This is a genomic window from Marcopretia estuarina LEGE 06307 (assembly GCF_056633115.1).
Genome location: NZ_JBSJOY010000002.1, coordinates 620,519 through 637,068 on the forward strand (window position 1 = coordinate 620,519; position 16,550 = coordinate 637,068).

Sequence of the window (16,550 nt, forward strand, 5' to 3'; positions counted from 1 at the left end):
CATCACAGCGCACCTGCCGGGCATGGACCTGCCTCCCCTCCGTCTGGAGATGCTTCGCCTCGATCTGGACACGCGCCAACCCCTGCCCTGCCCGCCGGCGGGGCTGACTCCCTCGCCGCCGCCTGACGCCGCCATCGGCGGTACCGGGCCGCCGGCGCCGGGCCAGGTGCGGGCCTTGCGCTTCGTGGTACCCGGGCAGGCGCCCTGCGTCCCGCCGGCCGGTTCCCCCAGCCAGCGTGCCCCGTCGACCTGGCCGCGGCTGACGCCGCCACCACCGCTTCCCCCCTGAGGTGGTCAGCAGCGCTGACGCCCGGGAGTGTGGCAGCGACTTCCGCTTCCTAGGCTGGCCCGATACCGCCCGGCACCGGTGACCAGCACCTTCCCCCCGCTCTCCCCTAATCCCGCCGACCTTCAGGTGTCCGTGCGGCCCACTCCCCAGGGGCGCTTCGGCCGTTTCGGCGGGCAATACGTGCCGGAAACGCTGATGCCCGCCCTGGCGGAGCTGGAGCAGGCGGCTGCGGAGGCCTGGGCCGATCCCGCCTTCACCAGCCGGCTCGACCACCTGCTGCGCACCTATGTGGGCCGCCCCACGCCGCTCTACGAAGCCGAGCGGCTCACCGCCCACTACGCCCGCCCGGAAGGCGGCCCGCGCCTCTGGCTGAAGCGCGAAGACCTCAACCACACCGGCGCCCACAAGATCAACAACGCCCTCGGCCAGGCCCTGCTGGCCCTGCGCATGGGCAAGAAGCGGGTCATCGCTGAAACCGGCGCCGGCCAGCACGGCGTCGCCACCGCCACCGTCTGCGCCCGCTTCGGCCTCGAGTGTGTGGTGTACATGGGCGCCGAAGACATGCGCCGCCAGGCGCTCAACGTGTTCCGCATGCGCCTGCTGGGCGCCACGGTGCAGCCGGTCACCGCCGGCACCGCCACCCTCAAGGACGCCACCAGCGAAGCCATCCGCGACTGGGTGACCAACGTGGAAACCACCCACTACATCCTCGGCTCGGTGGCCGGCCCGCACCCCTACCCGATGCTGGTGCGTGATTTCCATGCCGTGATCGGCCAGGAGGCCAAGCGCCAGTGCCAGGAGGCCTTCGGCCGTCTGCCCGATGTGCTGGTGGCCTGCGTGGGTGGTGGCTCCAACGCCATGGGCCTGTTCCACCCGTTCGTGGAAGACACCTCCGTGCGGCTGATCGGGGTGGAGGCAGCGGGTGAGGGCGTGGCCACAGGCCGCCATGCCGCCACGATCACCGAAGGGCGGATCGGCGTGCTGCATGGCGCCATGAGCTTGCTGCTGCAGGACGGCGAAGGGCAGGTGCAGGAGGCCCATTCGATCAGCGCCGGCCTGGATTACCCGGGCGTCGGCCCCGAGCACAGCTACCTGCGGGATGTGGGCCGGGCGGAGTATGCCGCCGTCACCGACGACGAGGCGCTCACTGCCCTGCGCCTGGTGTCTGAGCTCGAGGGCATCATCCCGGCGCTGGAAACCGCCCACGCCTTCGCCTGGCTGGAGCAGCTCTGCCCCAGCCTGGCGCCGGGCACCGAAGTGGTGGTGAACCTCTCCGGCCGCGGCGACAAGGACGTGAACACCGTGGCTGACCGGCTGGGGGATCAGCTGGCCGGCTGAGGCTCCCAGGGCAGCCGGGGCAGGTTGCTGAGCGCATCGCGCTGGCTGTCTGCCCAGATCCGGGCCATCTCGCCGAGCAGCTTGGAGCCCCGCTCCAGGCGCAGGTGCTGGGAGATGGCCAGCGAATTGCGCGGATAGAGCGCCACCTCGAACGGGGGCCCCACCGTGAGGTTGGAGCGCCGGGTGATCACCTGGGAAATCAGGCAGAGGCGGGTGGCATCCTCCAGCGACATCCCGTAGTCACCCACCACATCGAGGGGAGGCTTGCCGTATTTGCTCTCGCCGATCTGCAGGAACGGCGTTTCCGGCGTGGCCATGATCGCGTTGCCCTGGGCGTAGATCCGGTAGAGGCCGTGGTCGTTGCCGGCGATCTGGCCGCCAAGGATGAAGGTGGCCTCACCGCTCGCTCCCACCTGCTTGAGGGCGCTCTCGTTCTCGTTCTGCACCGCCACGCTCAGGCGGCCGATGTAGGCCGCCGCCTCGAACAGATGGCGGCAGCTGAGCAGGTCCGGTCCGGCGGTCCGGTCATCAGCTGCAGCGCTGGCCGGCGCCCCCACGGCCGCCGGAGTGGCGGCGGCGCTGAGGTCGCGACGGATCCAGTTGAGGATCGCCTGGGTGGTGGCCAGGTTGCCCGCCGCCAGAAGAACGAACAGCCGGTCAGGTGCCGGCTGGAACACGTGCAGCTTCCGGTAGCTGGAGATGTAGTCCACCCCCGCATTGGTGCGGGAGTCGGCGCACATCACCAGACCCTCCTTGAGCAGGAAACCGACGCAGTAAGTCATGGCGCCATGCTCTCAAGCCGCCGGCCGCTCAACTGAGCAACCGCTGCAGGCTGGCGGCCACCGAGCGCACCGCCGCCCGGGCGGTGGCGTAGGCCATCCGCATCGGCCCCACCAGGGCCACGTGCCCCTGGCTGCCGTCGCCGGTGCGGTAAGTGGCCTGCACGAGTGCGCAGTCCTGCAGGGCGGGATGGGGATTTTCGGCACCGATCCAGACGCCTTCGCTGGGTCTGCCGTCAGGTTGCAGCAGCAGATGGGGGTCTTCCTCCACCAGCTGCACCAGCGGCCGCAGCGTGGCGGTGCGGCTGAATTCCGGCTGCCCCAGCAATCCCCCCAGCCCGAGCGCGAGGGCGCCGTCGGCATCGCCCGGACGGGCCATGCGGTGGCTGCGGAGCGCCTCGCGCAGCAGCCAGCCGCTGCGCTGCAGCTGAGGCGGCAGGGCGTTCCAGGGGATTGGCTGGCCCGGATGCAGGCTGAGCTGATCCATCACCCAGCGCTCGAGCGGCAGCAGCTCGGGGGCCGCCGCCGGTGGCAGATGCAGGTTCAGGCAGCTGGTCATCACGGCGTTCTCCACCAGGAACACCAGCAGGCGGTCGCCGCTTGGCACCAGGCGCACGGCCTGAAGGGCGGAGCGATCGCCCTGGGGGCGTGTGATCAGGCTCAGCAGGCCGGTGAGATCAGCCAGCCGCCGCGCCAGATGCAGCAGCAGATCGTCGAGGGCAGCCCAGCGCAGGCTCAGCCCCAGCAGTTCCTGCTCCAGTTGCAGCGCTCCGGCACCGGGGGGTGGCAGCAGGCTGTCCACGTAAAGGCGGTAGCCGCGCTGGCTTGGAATACGCCCGGCGGAGGTGTGCGGCTGCACAAGCAGGCCCTGTTGCTCCAGCGCCCCCATGGCCGAACGCACCGTGGCAGGTGAGGTCTGGAAGCCGAAGCGTTGCACCAGGGTGCGGCTCCCCACGGGCTCGACCGTGTCCACGTAATGCTGCACCGTTGCCTGCAACACCTGCTGATGGCGGCGGCTGAGGTGAGGCAACGAGGGGCTAGTTAACGGATGGTGCGCGAACCGTAACCGATACCAACGACGCCGCTGGCCAACAGGAACACCATTTCGTCTGGGCCACAAGGCCGCTAGGCGTTGGTTCGGGCTTCATGGCTGATCGCTTGGATGGCAGCAGGCAGAAGCCAGTGAAGCGTTGGCAGCGGCCGCAGTCGACAGCGAATCCAACCTGACCCTTGAGGACACCAGCGTGCCCAGGAACGCGGAGACCACTCCGCCCACAGGCGCGGCCCCTGTTGCTCATGGAGCGGTGCGGCTGGAGCAGGCGATCACCCTCCACGATCTCCAGCGTCAGCACGTGCAAAAGCGGAGCGGGGTCCGAACCCGCCGGGTCGGCCAGTCCCTGCTTGTTGCGCAGCTCAGCACCATCACCGCCACAAACTGTGGAGCTGCTCCGGCGTCAGAGGCTGGAGCCGATCTGGGCCAGCCCGTCTTACCGCCGCAGCTCCGCTGACTGCGGTAAGGCGAGGACATGTACCGCGCCATCGGTCTGGTAGCGCTGCTCAGTAACGCGGCACCGACCGATCGACCTGGACGCTCCAGGCATCGATGCCCCCCTCCAGGTTCCAGACCCGCTCGAAACCCTGCTGCTCCATCAACCAGCAGCCGAACTGCCAGCTGCGCATGCCGGCATGGCAGAGCACCACTACCTCACGCTCGCGGTCGAGCAGCGCGTCGATCCGGCTGACCCATTCCGAGGAGCGGCTCAAGGGCAGATGGATCACTCTCTGCTGCAGCGCGGCCATGGCCAGCTCTGCCGGTTCCCGCACATCCACCAGCTGCAGATCGGCACCCTCGTTGAGCCGCTGCTGCAGCTCCCGTGCCTGCAGCGGGGCCGGGGTGGGGGTGGTTTGGCTTTCCTGGGGCATGGGTGCGGGCATGGGCGTGGTGGCTGGCCGGGTGTGCGTTGACGATGCACGGAGGCGGCTTCATGCATAAAGATGAGGCCATTCCTGCGCGCTACGCATGAAGATCCGCCCATTCCTGGCGGCGATCCTGGCCGTGGCCGTCACGCTGCTGCTGATCGGAGCGGCGGGCTGGGTGGTGCTCTGGCGCAGCAGCCCTCTCGCCCTGCAGCACCAACCCCTCACCCTGCCGCTGGCGGCTCGCTTCATCCCCCGGCAGGCCTCGCTGAGCCTGCACCTGCTGGTCCCGCCCGACCAGCTCGGGGCCTACGCCCGGGCCGTGGCGCCGCCCCGCCAACGCCGCCATGCCGCCGCCGCCCTTGAGCAGCTGCGGGACGGGGCCTTCGCCGCTGCCGGCCTCGACTACGCCGAGGAACTGGCCGGCTGGGTGGGGGAGGAGTCCAGTGTCGCGCTGCTCACCCCGGCGGGTGCGTCACAGCCGGCGGGCTGGTTGCTGGCCCTGCGCAGCCGTGAGTCGGAGGGGGCTCGGCGCTTTCTGCAGCGCTTCTGGCAGACCCGCAGCCTGGCCGGCAACGAGCTGCAGGTGAGCACCTATCGAGGCATGGGGCTGATCAGCGGCCGGGGCGCCCTGCTGGGCCAGAACGCCCTGCCCCTGGCCACCGCCTTGATCGACGACCGGCTGGTGCTGATCGCCTCGGGTCGGGGGGTGCTGGAGCAGGCGCTGGATGTCTCCCAGATCGACGAACTCAACCAGGCCGGCGACCCCCGCCTCGCCACCGCCGTGGCCACCCTCGGCCAGGGCGTGGCCCTGGTGGTGGCCCGCCCCGACAGCTTCACCCCTTGGCTGGCTGCTTCCCCTTTCGTCGCAGCACAGCAGGAGGTGCTCGGCCTGGTGGCAGCTCTGGCTCCCCGAGGCCGCACCCTCGACCTCAACGGCCGCCTTGAGCTGCGCCACGCCCCCGCAGCACTGTCGCTCACGCCCACGCCGGATCTGCTGGCGGGCCTGCAGGGTCCCTCGGACAGCCTGGCGATGATCCAGAACCCCGCCCTGCTCTCAGCTCCTGCTGCACCAGGAACAGCTGCCTCAGCGGCAGCCATCGCCGTCGCCCAGGCGATCCCTGAGGCCACCGCCTCCAGCCCGGATTCCGCCGGCTCCGATGGGGACGCCACGGACAGTGCCGCTGCCGATGGTGACGGAGACACCACCATCCCCAGCCCTGAAGCCACCAGCAGCGTCCCCGCCGACATTCCGGATGTCTGGTCGGAGCTGGTGGCACCTGTCCTCGCCCAAGCCCTCGCGAGCCTGCCGGGGGTGCTGCCCCCGCTGGTTGTTGCCCAGGATCCAGGCCCCCTGCTGTTGAGCCATAGCTCCCGCGGCTGGCTGCTGGCCACGGCTCCTGACAGCCCCGCCATCGCCTCGATCAGCGACGTGCTGGCGCGCAAAGGCCTGATCGCTGCTCCGCTGAGCCGCAATGGCAAAACGCTGCAGCTCTGGACCCAGCTGACCGCCGGCAATTCCCGCAGCCACCCCGACCAACTGGACGCCGCCATCGCCGGCGCCCGCCTCGACCAGCGCGGTGTGGCCTGGTGGAGTGAGGGCATCACCGCCCTCACCGGTCTGCTGGAGGGGGCCGCGCCGCCCAGCGAGAGGCTGGCCCAGCTTCAGGGCCTGGAGGATCAGGCCGCACCCCTGCAGTGGGCCATGGCCGCCCCGTCGGCCCGTGCGCTGCTGGCCCGCTGGGACCCCTGGCTGCTGCTCACCGGCCTGGCCGGCGAGCCGCTCGCTCCCACTGTGCAGGGGCTGGCCGTGAGCCTGGAGAGCGATCCTGCAGCCGCGGCCCCGGCACTGCGGCTGCATGGCCGCCTGGAGCTGGGCTGAGGCCATGGCCGCTGCGGAGCTGCTGCTACTGCGCCATGGGGTCGCGATCGATCGCCAGCTGGCGGCCGATCGCGGCCTGGACGACGAGGCACGGGCGCTCACCGCCGCCGGCCGACGGCGCACCGCCGCCGTGGTGCGCCGTCTCGTGACACTCGGACTGGCTGTGGATCCACTGCTCACCAGCCCGTTGCTGCGTGCGCACCAGACGGCGGAGCTGGCCCGCGAGGGCGGACTGGCTCTCCACCGCTTCGAGGTCTGCGCGGAGCTGGCCCCGGGTGGTGACCCAGCGCCGCTGCTGGAGCGCTGGTTCAGCGCCGGGGGCGAAGGCGCCGAGCGGCCCAGCCCCTGGCGGCGTCTGGCGCTGGTGGGGCATGAACCCGATCTCAGCGAGCTGGCCTGCCGGCTCTGCGGCGCCCCTCCCGGCGCCCTGCGCCTGCGCAAGGCCGGTGTGGTGGTCCTGGCGCTTCCCTGGCAGGCTCCGGTGCCTTCCGGTGGTTCCGGGGAGGCGCGCGGCTGGGAGGCTGCCCTGGGCCGCACGCGGCTCACCCTGCTGCTCTCCCCCCGCGCTCTGCTGGGGGAGGGCTGAGGCGCGGACGCCGCTGAAACGGGGCCCTGGTGGCCGGTCGGCGGTGTTACGGCGCGGCTGTCAGGAATGGATCTAGGTTTCGATCAACAGCGTGGAAGCTCGGCATGGCAACGGATGGGGCGCCGGCGGTCACGGATTTCTCAGCGGCCGGTGACTCCGCCACAACTCCAGCGGCCACCCCGGTGGCCAGCGAACCTGTCGCGGCCCAGCCGGCCATGCCGGCGTTCCGCCCCGGCCTTGAAGGGGTGCCGGCCACCCAGTCCGCCATCTGTGACATCGACGGCCGCAACGGCGTGCTCACCTACCGGGGCTACCCGGTGGAGCAGCTCGCCAACCACAGCAGCTTCCTGGAAACCGCCTACCTGCTGATCTGGGGTGAGTTGCCCACGGGCGAGCAGCTGCGGCGCTTCGAGTACGAGGTGCAGATGCACCGGCGGGTGAGCTTCCGCATCCGCGACATGATGAAGTGCTTCCCGGCCGACGGGCACCCCATGGACGCGCTGCAGTCGAGCGCAGCCTCACTGGGCCTGTTCTATTCGCGCCGCGCCCTCGACGACCCCCAGTACATCGAGGAGGCGGTGGTGCGGTTGATCGCCAAGATCCCCACGATGGTGGCGGCCTTCCAGCTGATCCGCAAAGGCCAGGACCCGATCCAGCCCCGCGACGATCTGTCCTACTCGGCCAATTTCCTGTACATGATCACCGAGCGGGTGCCTGACCCGATGGCGGCCCGCATCTTCGATGCCTGCCTGATCCTCCACGCCGAACACTCGCTCAACGCCAGCACCTTCAGTGCCCGCGTCACCGCCAGCACCCTCACCGATCCCTACGCGGTGGTGGCCTCGGCAGTGGGCACCCTGGCCGGCCCGCTGCATGGCGGCGCCAACGAAGACGTGCTCACCATGCTCGACCAGATCGGCAGCGAAGACCGGGTGGAGGCCTACCTGGAGCGGGCGGTGGCCGAGAAGCAGAAGATCATGGGTTTCGGCCACCGCGAATACCGCGTCAAGGATCCCCGTGCCGTGATCCTGCAGGAGCTGGCCGAGGAGCTGTTCGACCGCTTCGGCCACGACCACATGTACGACGTGGCCCGACGGCTCGAGAAAGCTGCTGAAAGCCGCCTCGGCGCCAAGGGGATCTATCCGAATGTGGATTTCTATTCCGGGCTCGTATACCGCAAGCTCGGCATCCCCCGTGACCTCTTCACGCCGATCTTCGCGATCGCGCGCGTGGCCGGCTGGCTGGCCCACTGGAAAGAGCAGCTCGGTGCCAACCGGATTTACCGGCCCACGCAGATCTACACGGGGGCGTCCGGCAAGACCTGGTTGCCCATCGACACCCGATCCAGCGGTGCGGGCGCTTAACTTGCCCTCGTCGGTTCGGTTTCGAGTTCGGACGCCGTGGAGATCATGACCACAGCCGCGACCCTGTCGCCTCCCCCGGTCCTCGAGGCGGCGGTGCCCCCCGGCATCGACCTGCAGAGCGGATTCACCACCATCCTGGAGGGCTTCGGCCTCAGCCCCGCCGCCGCCCATCTCATCTGGCTGCCCCTGCCGATGCTGCTGGTGCTGGTGGCCGCCGTGGTGGGCGTGCTGGTGAACGTGTGGCTGGAGCGCAAGATCTCCGCCGCCGTCCAGCAGCGCATCGGCCCGGAGTATGCCGGTGCCCTCGGGGTGCTGCAGCCCCTGGCCGATGGCCTCAAGCTGCTCTTCAAGGAAGACGTGATCCCGAAGCGGGCCGATGGCCTGCTGTTCACGCTCGGCCCCGTGCTGGTGCTGATCCCCGTGATCCTCTCCTGGCTGGTGGTTCCCTTCGGCCAGCACCTGGTGATCAGCGATGTGGGGGTGGGCATCTTCCTCTGGATCGCCCTCAGCAGCATCCAGCCGATCGGCCTGCTGATGAGCGGCTACTCCAGCAACAACAAGTATTCTCTGCTGGGCGGCCTGCGGGCGGCGGCCCAGTCGATCAGCTACGAGATCCCGCTCGCCCTGGCCGTGCTGGCCGTCGTGATGATGAGCAATTCGCTCAGCACCGTCGACATCGTCAATCAGCAGAGCGGCGCCGGCATCCTCAGCTGGAACATCTGGCGTCAGCCGGTCGGCTTCCTGATCTTCTGGATCTGTGCCCTGGCCGAATGCGAGCGCCTCCCCTTCGACTTGCCCGAGGCCGAAGAGGAGCTGGTGGCCGGCTACCAAACGGAGTACGCCGGCATGAAGTTCGCCCTCTTCTACCTGGGCAGCTACATCAACCTGGTGCTCTCCGCCCTGCTGGTGGCGGTGCTCTACCTGGGTGGCTGGGGCTTCCCCCTGCCGGTCGAATGGCTGGCCGGCGCCCTTGGCCAGTCGGTGGACGCTCCGCTGGTGCAGGTCATCACCGGGTCTGTCGGCATCGTGATGACCGTGCTGAAGGCCTACCTGCTGGTGTTCATCGCGATCCTGCTGCGCTGGACCCTGCCACGGGTGCGCATCGACCAGCTGCTGGATCTGGGCTGGAAGTTCCTGCTGCCCATCGCCCTGGTGAATCTGCTCGTCACCGCCGGGCTCAAACTGGCCTTTCCCGCCTTTTTCGGCGGTTGAGCCACGGGCCAGCCATCATGACCCCACCGGCCCTCAGGCCTTGATCCAGGCCCGCTGAGCCCACCGCTTTCCTCCTCCGTCCCTCCCCTCGAATTCCGCCACGCCCATGTTCGGTTTTCTCCAAAAGGTCGGCGACTACGCCAAGGACGCCGTCGGTGCCGCCAGCGCCATCACCCAGGGGCTTTCGGTCACCTTCGATCACCTGCGCCGCCGGCCGATCACGGTGCAGTACCCCTACGAAAAGCTGATCCCTTCGGAGCGCTACCGCGGCCGCATCCACTTCGAGTTCGACAAGTGCATCGCCTGCGAGGTGTGCGTGCGGGTCTGTCCGATCAATCTGCCGGTGGTGGATTGGGCGATGAACAAGCAAACGAAGAAGAAGGAGCTGCGCAATTACTCGATCGATTTCGGGGTGTGCATCTTCTGTGGCAACTGCGTGGAGTATTGCCCCACCAATTGCCTCTCGATGACCGAGGAGTACGAACTGGCGGCGTTTGATCGCCATAGCCTCAACTTCGACAACGTCGCCCTCGGTCGCCTGCCCACCAGCGTCACCAGCGACCCTGCCGTGGTGGCTCTGCGCGAGCTGGCCTATCTGCCCGCCGGCGAGCTCGATCCCCACACGGTGGATCCCGCCAGCCCCCGGGCCGGCAAACTGCCTGAACAGGTGCTGGCCGCGTCCAGCTCCACCACCACCGCCAGCGAGGAAGGGGTCTGATGACGATCGCCTCCACCACCCAGCTGATCTGCTTCGTGGCGCTCTCCATCACCTTGGTGCTGGGAGCCCTCGGGGTCGTGCTGCTGCCGAACATCGTCTATTCCGCCTTCCTGCTCTGCGGTGTCTTCCTCTCGGTGGCAGGTCTCTACCTGCTGCTGAACGCCAGCTTCGTGGCCGCCGCCCAGGTGCTCGTGTATGTGGGCGCAGTGAACGTGCTGATCCTGTTCGCGATCATGCTCGTGAACAAGAAGGAAGACCTCTCCGAGATCCCCCGTCTTGCCCTGCGGCGCCTGCTCTCCGGTGGCGTCTGCCTCGGCCTCTTCCTGCTGCTGCTCCGGGTCGATCTCACCACCCCCTGGGCCGTTCCAGGCCCGGCCTCCCTCGGTGAAGGCGCCACCATCCGTATCGGCGAGCATCTCTTCAGCGACTACCTGCTGCCCTTCGAGCTGGCTTCGGTGCTGTTGCTGATGTCGATGATCGGCGCCATCGTGCTGGCCCGCCGCGATGTGTTCGGCACCGACCTCACCACCGGCGAAGACGTCGATCAGGGCCTGATCGAGAAGGTTCGCCCTCCCCTGCTCCTCGATCCCCCCACCCCATCTCCCTCCGCTCTTCAGGAGACCCTCTGATGCCGATCGAAACACCCATCGATGTGCCGCTCCAGGCCTACCTGGTGCTTGCGGCCGTTCTCTTCTGCACGGGGGTGTGGGGCCTGATCAACAGCCGCAACGCCGTACGCGTGCTGATGAGCATCGAGCTGATGCTCAATGCCGTCAACATCAACCTGATGGCCTTCTCCAGCTACATCGATGGCCAGGAGATCCGCGGCCAGGTGTTCGCCATCTTCGTGATCACCGTGGCGGCCGCAGAGGCGGCGGTGGGGCTGGCCATCCTGCTCTCCCTCTACCGCAACCGCGAAACCGTCGACATGGAGCGCTTCAACCTGCTGCGCTGGTAGCGGCACGGTTCCGTCATGCAGCTCCAGCGGGTCTGGCTGATTGTTCGTGCCCACAGCCAGGCCGCCCAGCGTAAGGCCCGCATCTGCGCGGAGGATCTGCGCAACCAGGGCGTGCATGTGGCCGTGGCCGTCAGTGGTCTGGCCTCCAACCCCTTTCCGGGGCTCCTGGCCAGCGAACCGCTCCTGCCCGATCTCACCGTCGTTCTTGGCGGCGACGGCACGGTGCTGGGGGCGGCCCGCCATCTGGCGCCCCTGCAGGTGCCGATCCTGAGCTTCAACATCGGCGGCCACCTTGGCTTCCTCACCCACGAGCGCAAGCGGCTCGTGCTCAGCTCAGGCTCCAGTGAGGACAACCTCTGGCAGCGGCTGCGCGATGACCGCTTCGCCCTGGAGCGGCGCATGATGCTGGAGGGCCGGGTGGTGCGCAGTGACGGCAGCGTGGATGGCGAGCCGATCCACCGCGCCCTCAACGACTTCTACTTCCGCCCCAGCCTTGATGAGGTGTCGCCCACCTGTGTGCTGGAGCTGGAGATCGACGGCGAAGTGGTGGACCAGTTCCGCGGGGACGGCCTGATCATCGCCACCCCCACCGGCTCCACCGGCTACTCGATGGCGGCGGGCGGTCCGATCCTCCATCCCGGCATCGACGCGATCGTGGTCAACCCGATCTGCCCGATGAGCCTCTCCAGTCGGCCGATCGTGGTGCCACCCCGGGCGATGCTGGCGGTGTGGCCACTGGGGGAAACCAGTCGCCGGGTGAAGCTCTGGAAAGATGGCGCCCATGCCACCGTGCTCGAACCGGGTGACCGCTGCGTGGTGCAGCGCTCCAGCCACGACGCACTGATGGTGGTGCTCGATCAGAGCCCCTCCTACTACCGCACCCTCAGCCACAAGCTGCACTGGGCCGGTGACCTCACCGCTGCGGAGCCGTCGCCGAACTAGGCCGTCGCCCAACGGGTCTGTTGCGGCCCATGCTGGAGGGGTTAGCCCCGGAGAACGGCGTTGGCCCTGGAGATCGAGCGGCGCTTCCTGGTGCATGGCGACGGCTGGCGGCCGCAGGTGCGCTGGAGCCGCCCGCTGCGGCAGGGCTACCTCACGCGCGACGCCGCTGGTGTCACCGTGCGGGTGCGCCTCGGGGAAGACACCGCCACCGACCAGGCCCGGCTCACGATCAAGGCGGCCGCCGCCGGCATCGCCCGCCACGAGTTCGAGTATCCGATTCCCGCCACCGATGGGGAGGCGTTGCTGAACCTGGCGGCCCACCGCCTCGGCAAGACCCGCTATGGCCTCGATCTGCCGGGCGGCGACTGGGTACTCGATGTGTTCGAGGCCCCGAATGCGCCGTTGGTGCTGGCGGAAGTGGAGCTGGAGCGGGCCGATCAGCCCCTGGTGGTGCCGCCCTGGTGCGCCCTGGAGGTCACCGGCCGCCTGGAGCTCAGCAATGCCTCCCTGTCGATCACGCCGCTGTCGCAGTGGCCTGAGGACGAGCGCCGGGCCGTACTGGCGGCGATGGGCCTCAGAGCCCCGGCGACGGGGCCGGCAGATTGCAGCAGTTGAAGCCGTCCCGGCAGATCTTGCCGTTGTCCATCGCCCAGTTCAGCAGCGCCACCCGGTTCTTCGCGCCGGTTTTGGTGAAGATGTTGCTGACGTGATTGTCGACGGTGCGTTTGCTGATCATCAGCTGCTCGCCGATTTCCTGATTGGTGAGGCCGGTGGCCACCAGGCTGATGATCTCCAGCTCCCGTTCGGATAAGCCGGTTCGCGGCGCGCTGAGGTCGTCTCGAACGGACATCAACGCACTCCGCCTGACTGGACGCATCCTAGACAGCCCCTCCAACACCTCCCCACGGACGCCCACCGCCACGGTCACGGGGCTGCTGCCGGCTGGGGGGCCTGGATGGTGCCGCTCTTCACGCATGATGGGCGCTGGTTGTTTCCCGGTTGTCGTGCTGCTGCAGCGGGCCATCGCGCGTGGAGCGTTCGCGGTCACGGCGGAAGTGATGCCGCCCAGGGGCGGTGATCCGAGCCGCACCCTGGCGATGGCCAGGCTGCTGAAGGGGCGGGTGCACGCGGTCAATGTCACCGACGGGAGCCGTGCGGTGATGCGCATGAGCAGCCTGGCCCTCTGCCGCCTGCTGCTCGACGCAGGGCTCGAACCGGTGCTGCAGCTGGCCTGCCGGGATCGCAACCGCATTGCCCTGCAGGCAGAGCTGCTGGGCGCTCATGCGCTGGGAATCCGCAACCTGCTCTGCCTCACGGGCGACCCGGTGCGGGCCGGCGATCAGCCGAACGCCCGGCCGGTGAACGAGTTGGAGGCGGTGCGGCTGTTGCAGCAGGTGAGCGATTTCAATGCCGGCCGTGATCCGCTGGGAGGCTCGCTCCCTGATGGCCCTACCGCCTTGTTCGCCGGCGCCGCCGCCGATCCCCAGTCCCCCAGCTGGAGCGGCCTGCGCCGCCGCCTCAGCCGCAAGCAGGCTGCTGGCGCCAAGTTCCTCCAGACCCAGATGGTCATGGAGGCGAGCGTGTTGCGCCGCTTCTGCGAGGAGATCGCCGCGCCGCTGGGCCTGCCGGTGCTGGCGGGGGTGTTTCTGCTCAAATCCGCCCGCAACGCCGAATTCATCAACCGTGTGGTGCCCGGCGCCTCCATTCCCCAGCACGTGATCGAGCGTCTTGCGGCAGCGGCAGATCCGGCCAGTGAGGGGATCAGGATCGCAGCGGAGCAGGTTACGAGTTTCCGTGAGATCGCCCAGGGCGTGCACCTGATGGCTGTGAAGGCCGAAGAGCGGATCCCCAACATCCTCAGCCTCGCCGGCATCGAGGCGATCGATCCGCTCACGGCATGCCCATCCGCCTGACACTGGGGCAGGCGCATCCAGAGTTGTTCAGCCGCCGCGCTGGCTGGCGGTGAGATCGTTGCCCAGCAGATCAGCGAGGGCCTTTTGCTCGGGGGAGGGTAGAGCCACATCCTGGCGGCGTACATCGGTGATCAGCCAGTCGAGGGCGGCCTCTTGGAGGTCGAAATGGTCACCATTGCTGTCCACGCAATAACGGCCAAACACCAACTTTTCGGTGAGCCTGACTCCGGCCCCGATGCGGGAGTAATCGAAGATGATCGAGTTGTCGATCGTGGCGCCTTCGCAGATGTGGCAGCTGGGGCCGATCATGGCTGGGCCGATGATCGTGACCCCTGGTTCGATCCTGCTCATGCCGCCCACGTAAACGGGCCCCTGCACGTTGATCTTGTCCCAGTCGGCCGCTACGTTCAGGCCTGTGAACACGCCGGGCCGCACCTCGCGGCCAGGGATCGAAACCTTGCGAACCTTCCCCAGCAGCACGCTCCGGATCGCCTGCCAGTAATCCGGCACCTTGCCGATGTCCACCCACTCGAAATCCATGGGCAGCGCGTAGAAAGGTGCCCCTGCCGCCACCAGACGGGGAAACAGATCAGCGCCGATGTCGAAGGGCACGCCGGCGGGAACGTGGTCGAGCACCTGGGGCTCGAAGATATAAATGCCGGTATTGATCATGTCGCTGGCGGCCTCTTCCACCGAGGGCTTCTCCTGAAAGGAGAGCACTCGAGAGTTGTCGTCAGTGACCACGACACCGTAGCTGCTCACCTGATCTTTCGGTACCCGCTTGGTAATCAGGCTGGCGACCGCTCCTTTCTTCTTGTGCCGCCGCACCGCTTCGGTAAGGTCGAGGTCGATCAGGGCATCGCCGCAGAGCACCACGAAGGTGTCGTCGAAAAAGGTCTGAAAGGTCTGAATCTTCTTGATCCCGCCTGCAGAACCCATGGCTTCGCCAATCAGTTCGCCGTCGTCCTGAATGTGGCCTTCGAAGCTGTAGGCGATCTCCACGCCGAAGCGCTGCCCATCACGGAAATAGTTCTCGATCTCTGCCGCCAGGTGCGACACATTGACCATGATCTCGTTGAATCCATGCTCCCGGAGCAACTCCAGCAGGAATTCCATCACCGGCTTCTGCAGGATCGGAATCATCGGCTTGGGAATCGTGTGGGTGATGGGCCTCACCCGTGTTCCCTTGCCGGCTGCGAGGATCATCGCCTTCATGGGCGCCTTACTGCTCGGTTGGTTCTGCATGCACCCTAATTAAGGGCGTCAGGCTGCCAGTGCCGGCCTAGCCGGCAAGGGAGCTGGCACGGCCGGCCAGGAGCCTGTGGCGGTTGCGGCAGCGCTCTGACTGGGAAGCGGAAGCGTGCATTCGGCCTCGCGTGCGCGGCGCAGATGCAGCGGCCCGAACAGGCCCCCTTCCTGCCGCAGATCGATGCGTCCCTGTGAACAGAGGAACAACAGCGCCCAGAACACCCCCACCCGGTCGTGATCAAGATCGGGGGGCGCTGCGTCTTTCCAGGCCTCCACCAGCGCATCGAAGTTCACCCACTCCAGGGCCTCTGGCCATTGCTGCAGGAAGAAGCTCAGGGCGGCAGTGGTTTCAGGCAGTTTCTCCCGGTGGGCCAGGGCGCTCACCTGTTCGATCGCGTCGCGTTCGCTGTAGGGGCGGCTGCGCGGCTTGTGGCGCCGCGGGCCGCTATCGCTCTCCAGCCGCTCGGCGATGTCTTCCAGTTGGCGGATCAACTCGCCGAGGCTCACGGGCCGCTGCAGCGGCGGCGGTGCCACGGGCCTGCGCCAGAGTTGTCGCTCCGGCCGATGGGGCAGCTGGATCCCCAGCGACCAGCTGTCCTCGCCCGGATCCTCGCTCTCGCAAGGATCGGCGACCAGGGCAATGGGCGGAAAGGTCTGGCGTTCCAGCACTTCGGCCTTGAGGCCCACCAGCACTGACGCCGCCAGAAACGCCTCGCTGGTGGCGGCGAGATCCTGCTCATAGCTGCCGCCCTGGCCGGAGCTGAGGGCCACCAGACGTGGCACCTCGATGCGCTGACGCAGCTGATCGAGGAAACCGTCCACCACGGCGATCACATCGACATCCCAGGGGTCAAGGTCACCGCGCTCGGCGGCCTCCTGAAGCAGGCGGATCGCCAGCCTGGCGCCTGCGTTCGGCACAGTTCTCCCCGATCTGCCGGAAACGTACCCGGTCTGAGGCGACTCAGCCAGCGGCATCCGCTGACGCGGATCCCCCTGAACTTTCTCCGGCGGCCGGCAACAGGGCCAGCTGGGCGTCCACGGTGGCGCGGTAACGCTGCAGGTCGTCTTCCAGCTCGCGGATGCGCACCTGCTGGGCGTCAATTTCGCTGCGGTCCTGCATCAATTCCACTTTCTTCACCACGCCGATCCACACGGCGAACACCCAGGCGGCGGTGGCGCCGATGCCACCCACCACCAGCAGCAAGGCCGCCAGCGGCAGGGTGACCGCGGCTCCCGGCAGGAAGCGCACGGTGGTGGGATCGGTGTTCTCCAGCGTGAACATCACCGTGGCGAGGCCGAAACTGAAGATCAGCAGGAAATTCAGCTGTCGCATGGCGGGTGGTGGGTCGAGGCTCTGAATCGGGAGCGCATGGCTGGCAGGCCGGTGGCAGCCTCAGCGGAGCG

The 16,550-nt window shown here is 68.2% G+C and carries 19 protein-coding genes; 12 read left to right on the top strand and 7 right to left on the bottom strand.

What is annotated here, in order from left to right; translation table 11 throughout:
• The first annotated feature begins 22 nt into the window (after window positions 1-22).
• Window positions 23-289 carry a hypothetical protein gene (locus ACWJI3_RS07305; protein ID WP_480203348.1) on the top strand — a complete coding sequence of 89 codons (267 nt, stop codon included), beginning with the start codon at window positions 23-25 and terminating at the stop codon, window positions 287-289.
• 78 nt (window positions 290-367) lie between these two features.
• The gene (gene trpB, locus ACWJI3_RS07310; RefSeq protein ID WP_480203349.1) at window positions 368-1,627 is read left to right on the top strand and encodes a tryptophan synthase subunit beta; all 1,260 of its coding nucleotides are present in this window, start codon (window positions 368-370) and stop codon (window positions 1,625-1,627) included.
• Here the strand turns inward: trpB and ACWJI3_RS07315 are convergent.
• The 3 genes from ACWJI3_RS07315 to ACWJI3_RS07325 all read right to left on the bottom strand — a co-directional run bounded on the left by ACWJI3_RS07315 (window position 1,612) and on the right by ACWJI3_RS07325 (window position 4,341).
• Window positions 1,612-2,409 (bottom strand): proteasome-type protease, encoded by a 798-nt coding sequence (locus ACWJI3_RS07315; protein WP_094511708.1) that lies wholly within the window; start codon window positions 2,407-2,409, stop codon window positions 1,612-1,614. The two genes, trpB and ACWJI3_RS07315, sit on opposite strands and share 16 nt — an antisense overlap.
• A 28-nt stretch (window positions 2,410-2,437) precedes the next feature.
• A complete protein-coding gene (locus tag ACWJI3_RS07320) occupies window positions 2,438-3,436 on the bottom strand; it encodes an HrcA family transcriptional regulator (protein ID WP_094511702.1) in 999 nt (332 codons plus the stop codon).
• A gap of 527 nt (window positions 3,437-3,963) precedes the next feature.
• On the bottom strand, window positions 3,964-4,341 hold the full coding sequence (locus ACWJI3_RS07325) for a rhodanese-like domain-containing protein (RefSeq protein WP_233132892.1): 378 nt from the start codon (window positions 4,339-4,341) through the stop codon (window positions 3,964-3,966).
• An 85-nt stretch (window positions 4,342-4,426) separates the two neighbouring features.
• Between ACWJI3_RS07325 and ACWJI3_RS07330 the strand changes: the two genes are divergently transcribed.
• The 9 genes from ACWJI3_RS07330 to ACWJI3_RS07370 all read left to right on the top strand — a co-directional run bounded on the left by ACWJI3_RS07330 (window position 4,427) and on the right by ACWJI3_RS07370 (window position 12,600).
• Complete coding sequence (locus tag ACWJI3_RS07330) at window positions 4,427-6,205, top strand: DUF3352 domain-containing protein (protein WP_255100082.1); 1,779 nt, start codon at window positions 4,427-4,429, stop codon at window positions 6,203-6,205.
• Window positions 6,206-6,209: 4 nt separating this feature from the next.
• Window positions 6,210-6,791, top strand: a complete 582-nt coding sequence (locus ACWJI3_RS07335) for a SixA phosphatase family protein (protein WP_480203350.1) — start codon at window positions 6,210-6,212, stop codon at window positions 6,789-6,791.
• A gap of 215 nt (window positions 6,792-7,006) precedes the next feature.
• Window positions 7,007-8,155: a citrate synthase gene (locus ACWJI3_RS07340; protein ID WP_094512362.1), complete on the top strand. Its 1,149-nt coding sequence runs from the start codon at window positions 7,007-7,009 to the stop codon at window positions 8,153-8,155.
• A 93-nt stretch (window positions 8,156-8,248) separates the two neighbouring features.
• On the top strand, window positions 8,249-9,367 hold the full coding sequence (gene nuoH / locus ACWJI3_RS07345) for an NADH-quinone oxidoreductase subunit NuoH (RefSeq protein ID WP_198948273.1): 1,119 nt from the start codon (window positions 8,249-8,251) through the stop codon (window positions 9,365-9,367).
• A 106-nt stretch (window positions 9,368-9,473) separates the two neighbouring features.
• A complete protein-coding gene (ndhI, locus tag ACWJI3_RS07350) occupies window positions 9,474-10,085 on the top strand; it encodes an NAD(P)H-quinone oxidoreductase subunit I (protein ID WP_255100080.1) in 612 nt (203 codons plus the stop codon).
• Complete coding sequence (locus ACWJI3_RS07355; RefSeq protein ID WP_094511677.1) at window positions 10,085-10,714, top strand: NADH-quinone oxidoreductase subunit J; 630 nt, start codon at window positions 10,085-10,087, stop codon at window positions 10,712-10,714. The genes ndhI and ACWJI3_RS07355 overlap by 1 nt, the downstream gene beginning before the upstream one ends.
• The gene (gene nuoK, locus ACWJI3_RS07360) at window positions 10,714-11,043 is read left to right on the top strand and encodes an NADH-quinone oxidoreductase subunit NuoK (RefSeq protein WP_094511673.1); all 330 of its coding nucleotides are present in this window, start codon (window positions 10,714-10,716) and stop codon (window positions 11,041-11,043) included. Before ACWJI3_RS07355 ends, nuoK begins: the two co-directional genes overlap by 1 nt.
• A gap of 15 nt (window positions 11,044-11,058) precedes the next feature.
• Complete coding sequence (locus tag ACWJI3_RS07365; protein ID WP_094511669.1) at window positions 11,059-11,985, top strand: NAD(+) kinase; 927 nt, start codon at window positions 11,059-11,061, stop codon at window positions 11,983-11,985.
• Between the two features lie 60 nt (window positions 11,986-12,045).
• Entirely contained in the window at window positions 12,046-12,600 is a 555-nt protein-coding gene (locus ACWJI3_RS07370) for a CYTH domain-containing protein (protein ID WP_255100079.1), read from the top strand.
• Here the strand turns inward: ACWJI3_RS07370 and pedR are convergent.
• Window positions 12,560-12,835 (bottom strand): photosynthetic electron transport-dependent transcriptional regulator PedR, encoded by a 276-nt coding sequence (gene pedR, locus ACWJI3_RS07375; RefSeq protein WP_094512353.1) that lies wholly within the window; start codon window positions 12,833-12,835, stop codon window positions 12,560-12,562. The genes ACWJI3_RS07370 and pedR overlap by 41 nt on opposite strands.
• Before the next feature lie 127 nt (window positions 12,836-12,962).
• Here pedR and ACWJI3_RS07380 point away from each other — a divergent pair, with 127 nt between their 5' ends.
• Window positions 12,963-13,898 (top strand): methylenetetrahydrofolate reductase, encoded by a 936-nt coding sequence (locus tag ACWJI3_RS07380; protein WP_094512349.1) that lies wholly within the window; start codon window positions 12,963-12,965, stop codon window positions 13,896-13,898.
• A gap of 27 nt (window positions 13,899-13,925) precedes the next feature.
• Here the strand turns inward: ACWJI3_RS07380 and ACWJI3_RS07385 are convergent, their stop codons facing one another.
• The 3 genes from ACWJI3_RS07385 to ACWJI3_RS07395 are packed head-to-tail and all read right to left on the bottom strand — an operon-like array spanning window position 13,926 to window position 16,479.
• Window positions 13,926-15,113 carry a nucleotidyltransferase family protein gene (locus ACWJI3_RS07385; protein ID WP_094511658.1) on the bottom strand — a complete coding sequence of 396 codons (1,188 nt, stop codon included), beginning with the start codon at window positions 15,111-15,113 and terminating at the stop codon, window positions 13,926-13,928.
• Between the two features lie 48 nt (window positions 15,114-15,161).
• Window positions 15,162-16,064 (bottom strand): segregation/condensation protein A, encoded by a 903-nt coding sequence (locus tag ACWJI3_RS07390; protein ID WP_233132890.1) that lies wholly within the window; start codon window positions 16,062-16,064, stop codon window positions 15,162-15,164.
• Window positions 16,065-16,107: 43 nt separating this feature from the next.
• Window positions 16,108-16,479, bottom strand: coding sequence for a lipopolysaccharide assembly protein LapA domain-containing protein (locus ACWJI3_RS07395; protein WP_480203351.1), 372 nt, complete (start codon window positions 16,477-16,479; stop codon window positions 16,108-16,110).
• Between the last annotated feature and the right edge of the window lie 71 nt (window positions 16,480-16,550).

Excerpts from the sequence above, each read along its gene's own strand:
- ACWJI3_RS07305 (WP_480203348.1), top strand. The coding sequence starts at position 23 with ATGGACCTGCCTCCCCTCCGTCTGGAGATGCTTCGCCTCGATCTGGAC.
- ACWJI3_RS07395 (WP_480203351.1), bottom strand. The coding sequence starts at position 16,479 with ATGCGACAGCTGAATTTCCTGCTGATCTTCAGTTTCGGCCTCGCCACG.
- ACWJI3_RS07315 (WP_094511708.1), bottom strand. The coding sequence starts at position 2,409 with ATGACTTACTGCGTCGGTTTCCTGCTCAAGGAGGGTCTGGTGATGTGC.
- ndhI (WP_255100080.1), top strand. The coding sequence starts at position 9,474 with ATGTTCGGTTTTCTCCAAAAGGTCGGCGACTACGCCAAGGACGCCGTC.
- ACWJI3_RS07340 (WP_094512362.1), top strand. The coding sequence starts at position 7,007 with ATGCCGGCGTTCCGCCCCGGCCTTGAAGGGGTGCCGGCCACCCAGTCC.
- ACWJI3_RS07365 (WP_094511669.1), top strand. The coding sequence starts at position 11,059 with ATGCAGCTCCAGCGGGTCTGGCTGATTGTTCGTGCCCACAGCCAGGCC.
- ACWJI3_RS07330 (WP_255100082.1), top strand. The coding sequence starts at position 4,427 with ATGAAGATCCGCCCATTCCTGGCGGCGATCCTGGCCGTGGCCGTCACG.
- ACWJI3_RS07335 (WP_480203350.1), top strand. The coding sequence starts at position 6,210 with ATGGCCGCTGCGGAGCTGCTGCTACTGCGCCATGGGGTCGCGATCGAT.
- ACWJI3_RS07325 (WP_233132892.1), bottom strand. The coding sequence starts at position 4,341 with ATGCCCGCACCCATGCCCCAGGAAAGCCAAACCACCCCCACCCCGGCC.
- ACWJI3_RS07380 (WP_094512349.1), top strand. The coding sequence starts at position 12,963 with ATGGGCGCTGGTTGTTTCCCGGTTGTCGTGCTGCTGCAGCGGGCCATC.
- ACWJI3_RS07355 (WP_094511677.1), top strand. The coding sequence starts at position 10,085 with ATGACGATCGCCTCCACCACCCAGCTGATCTGCTTCGTGGCGCTCTCC.
- nuoK (WP_094511673.1), top strand. The coding sequence starts at position 10,714 with ATGCCGATCGAAACACCCATCGATGTGCCGCTCCAGGCCTACCTGGTG.
- ACWJI3_RS07385 (WP_094511658.1), bottom strand. The coding sequence starts at position 15,113 with ATGAAGGCGATGATCCTCGCAGCCGGCAAGGGAACACGGGTGAGGCCC.
- pedR (WP_094512353.1), bottom strand. The coding sequence starts at position 12,835 with ATGTCCGTTCGAGACGACCTCAGCGCGCCGCGAACCGGCTTATCCGAA.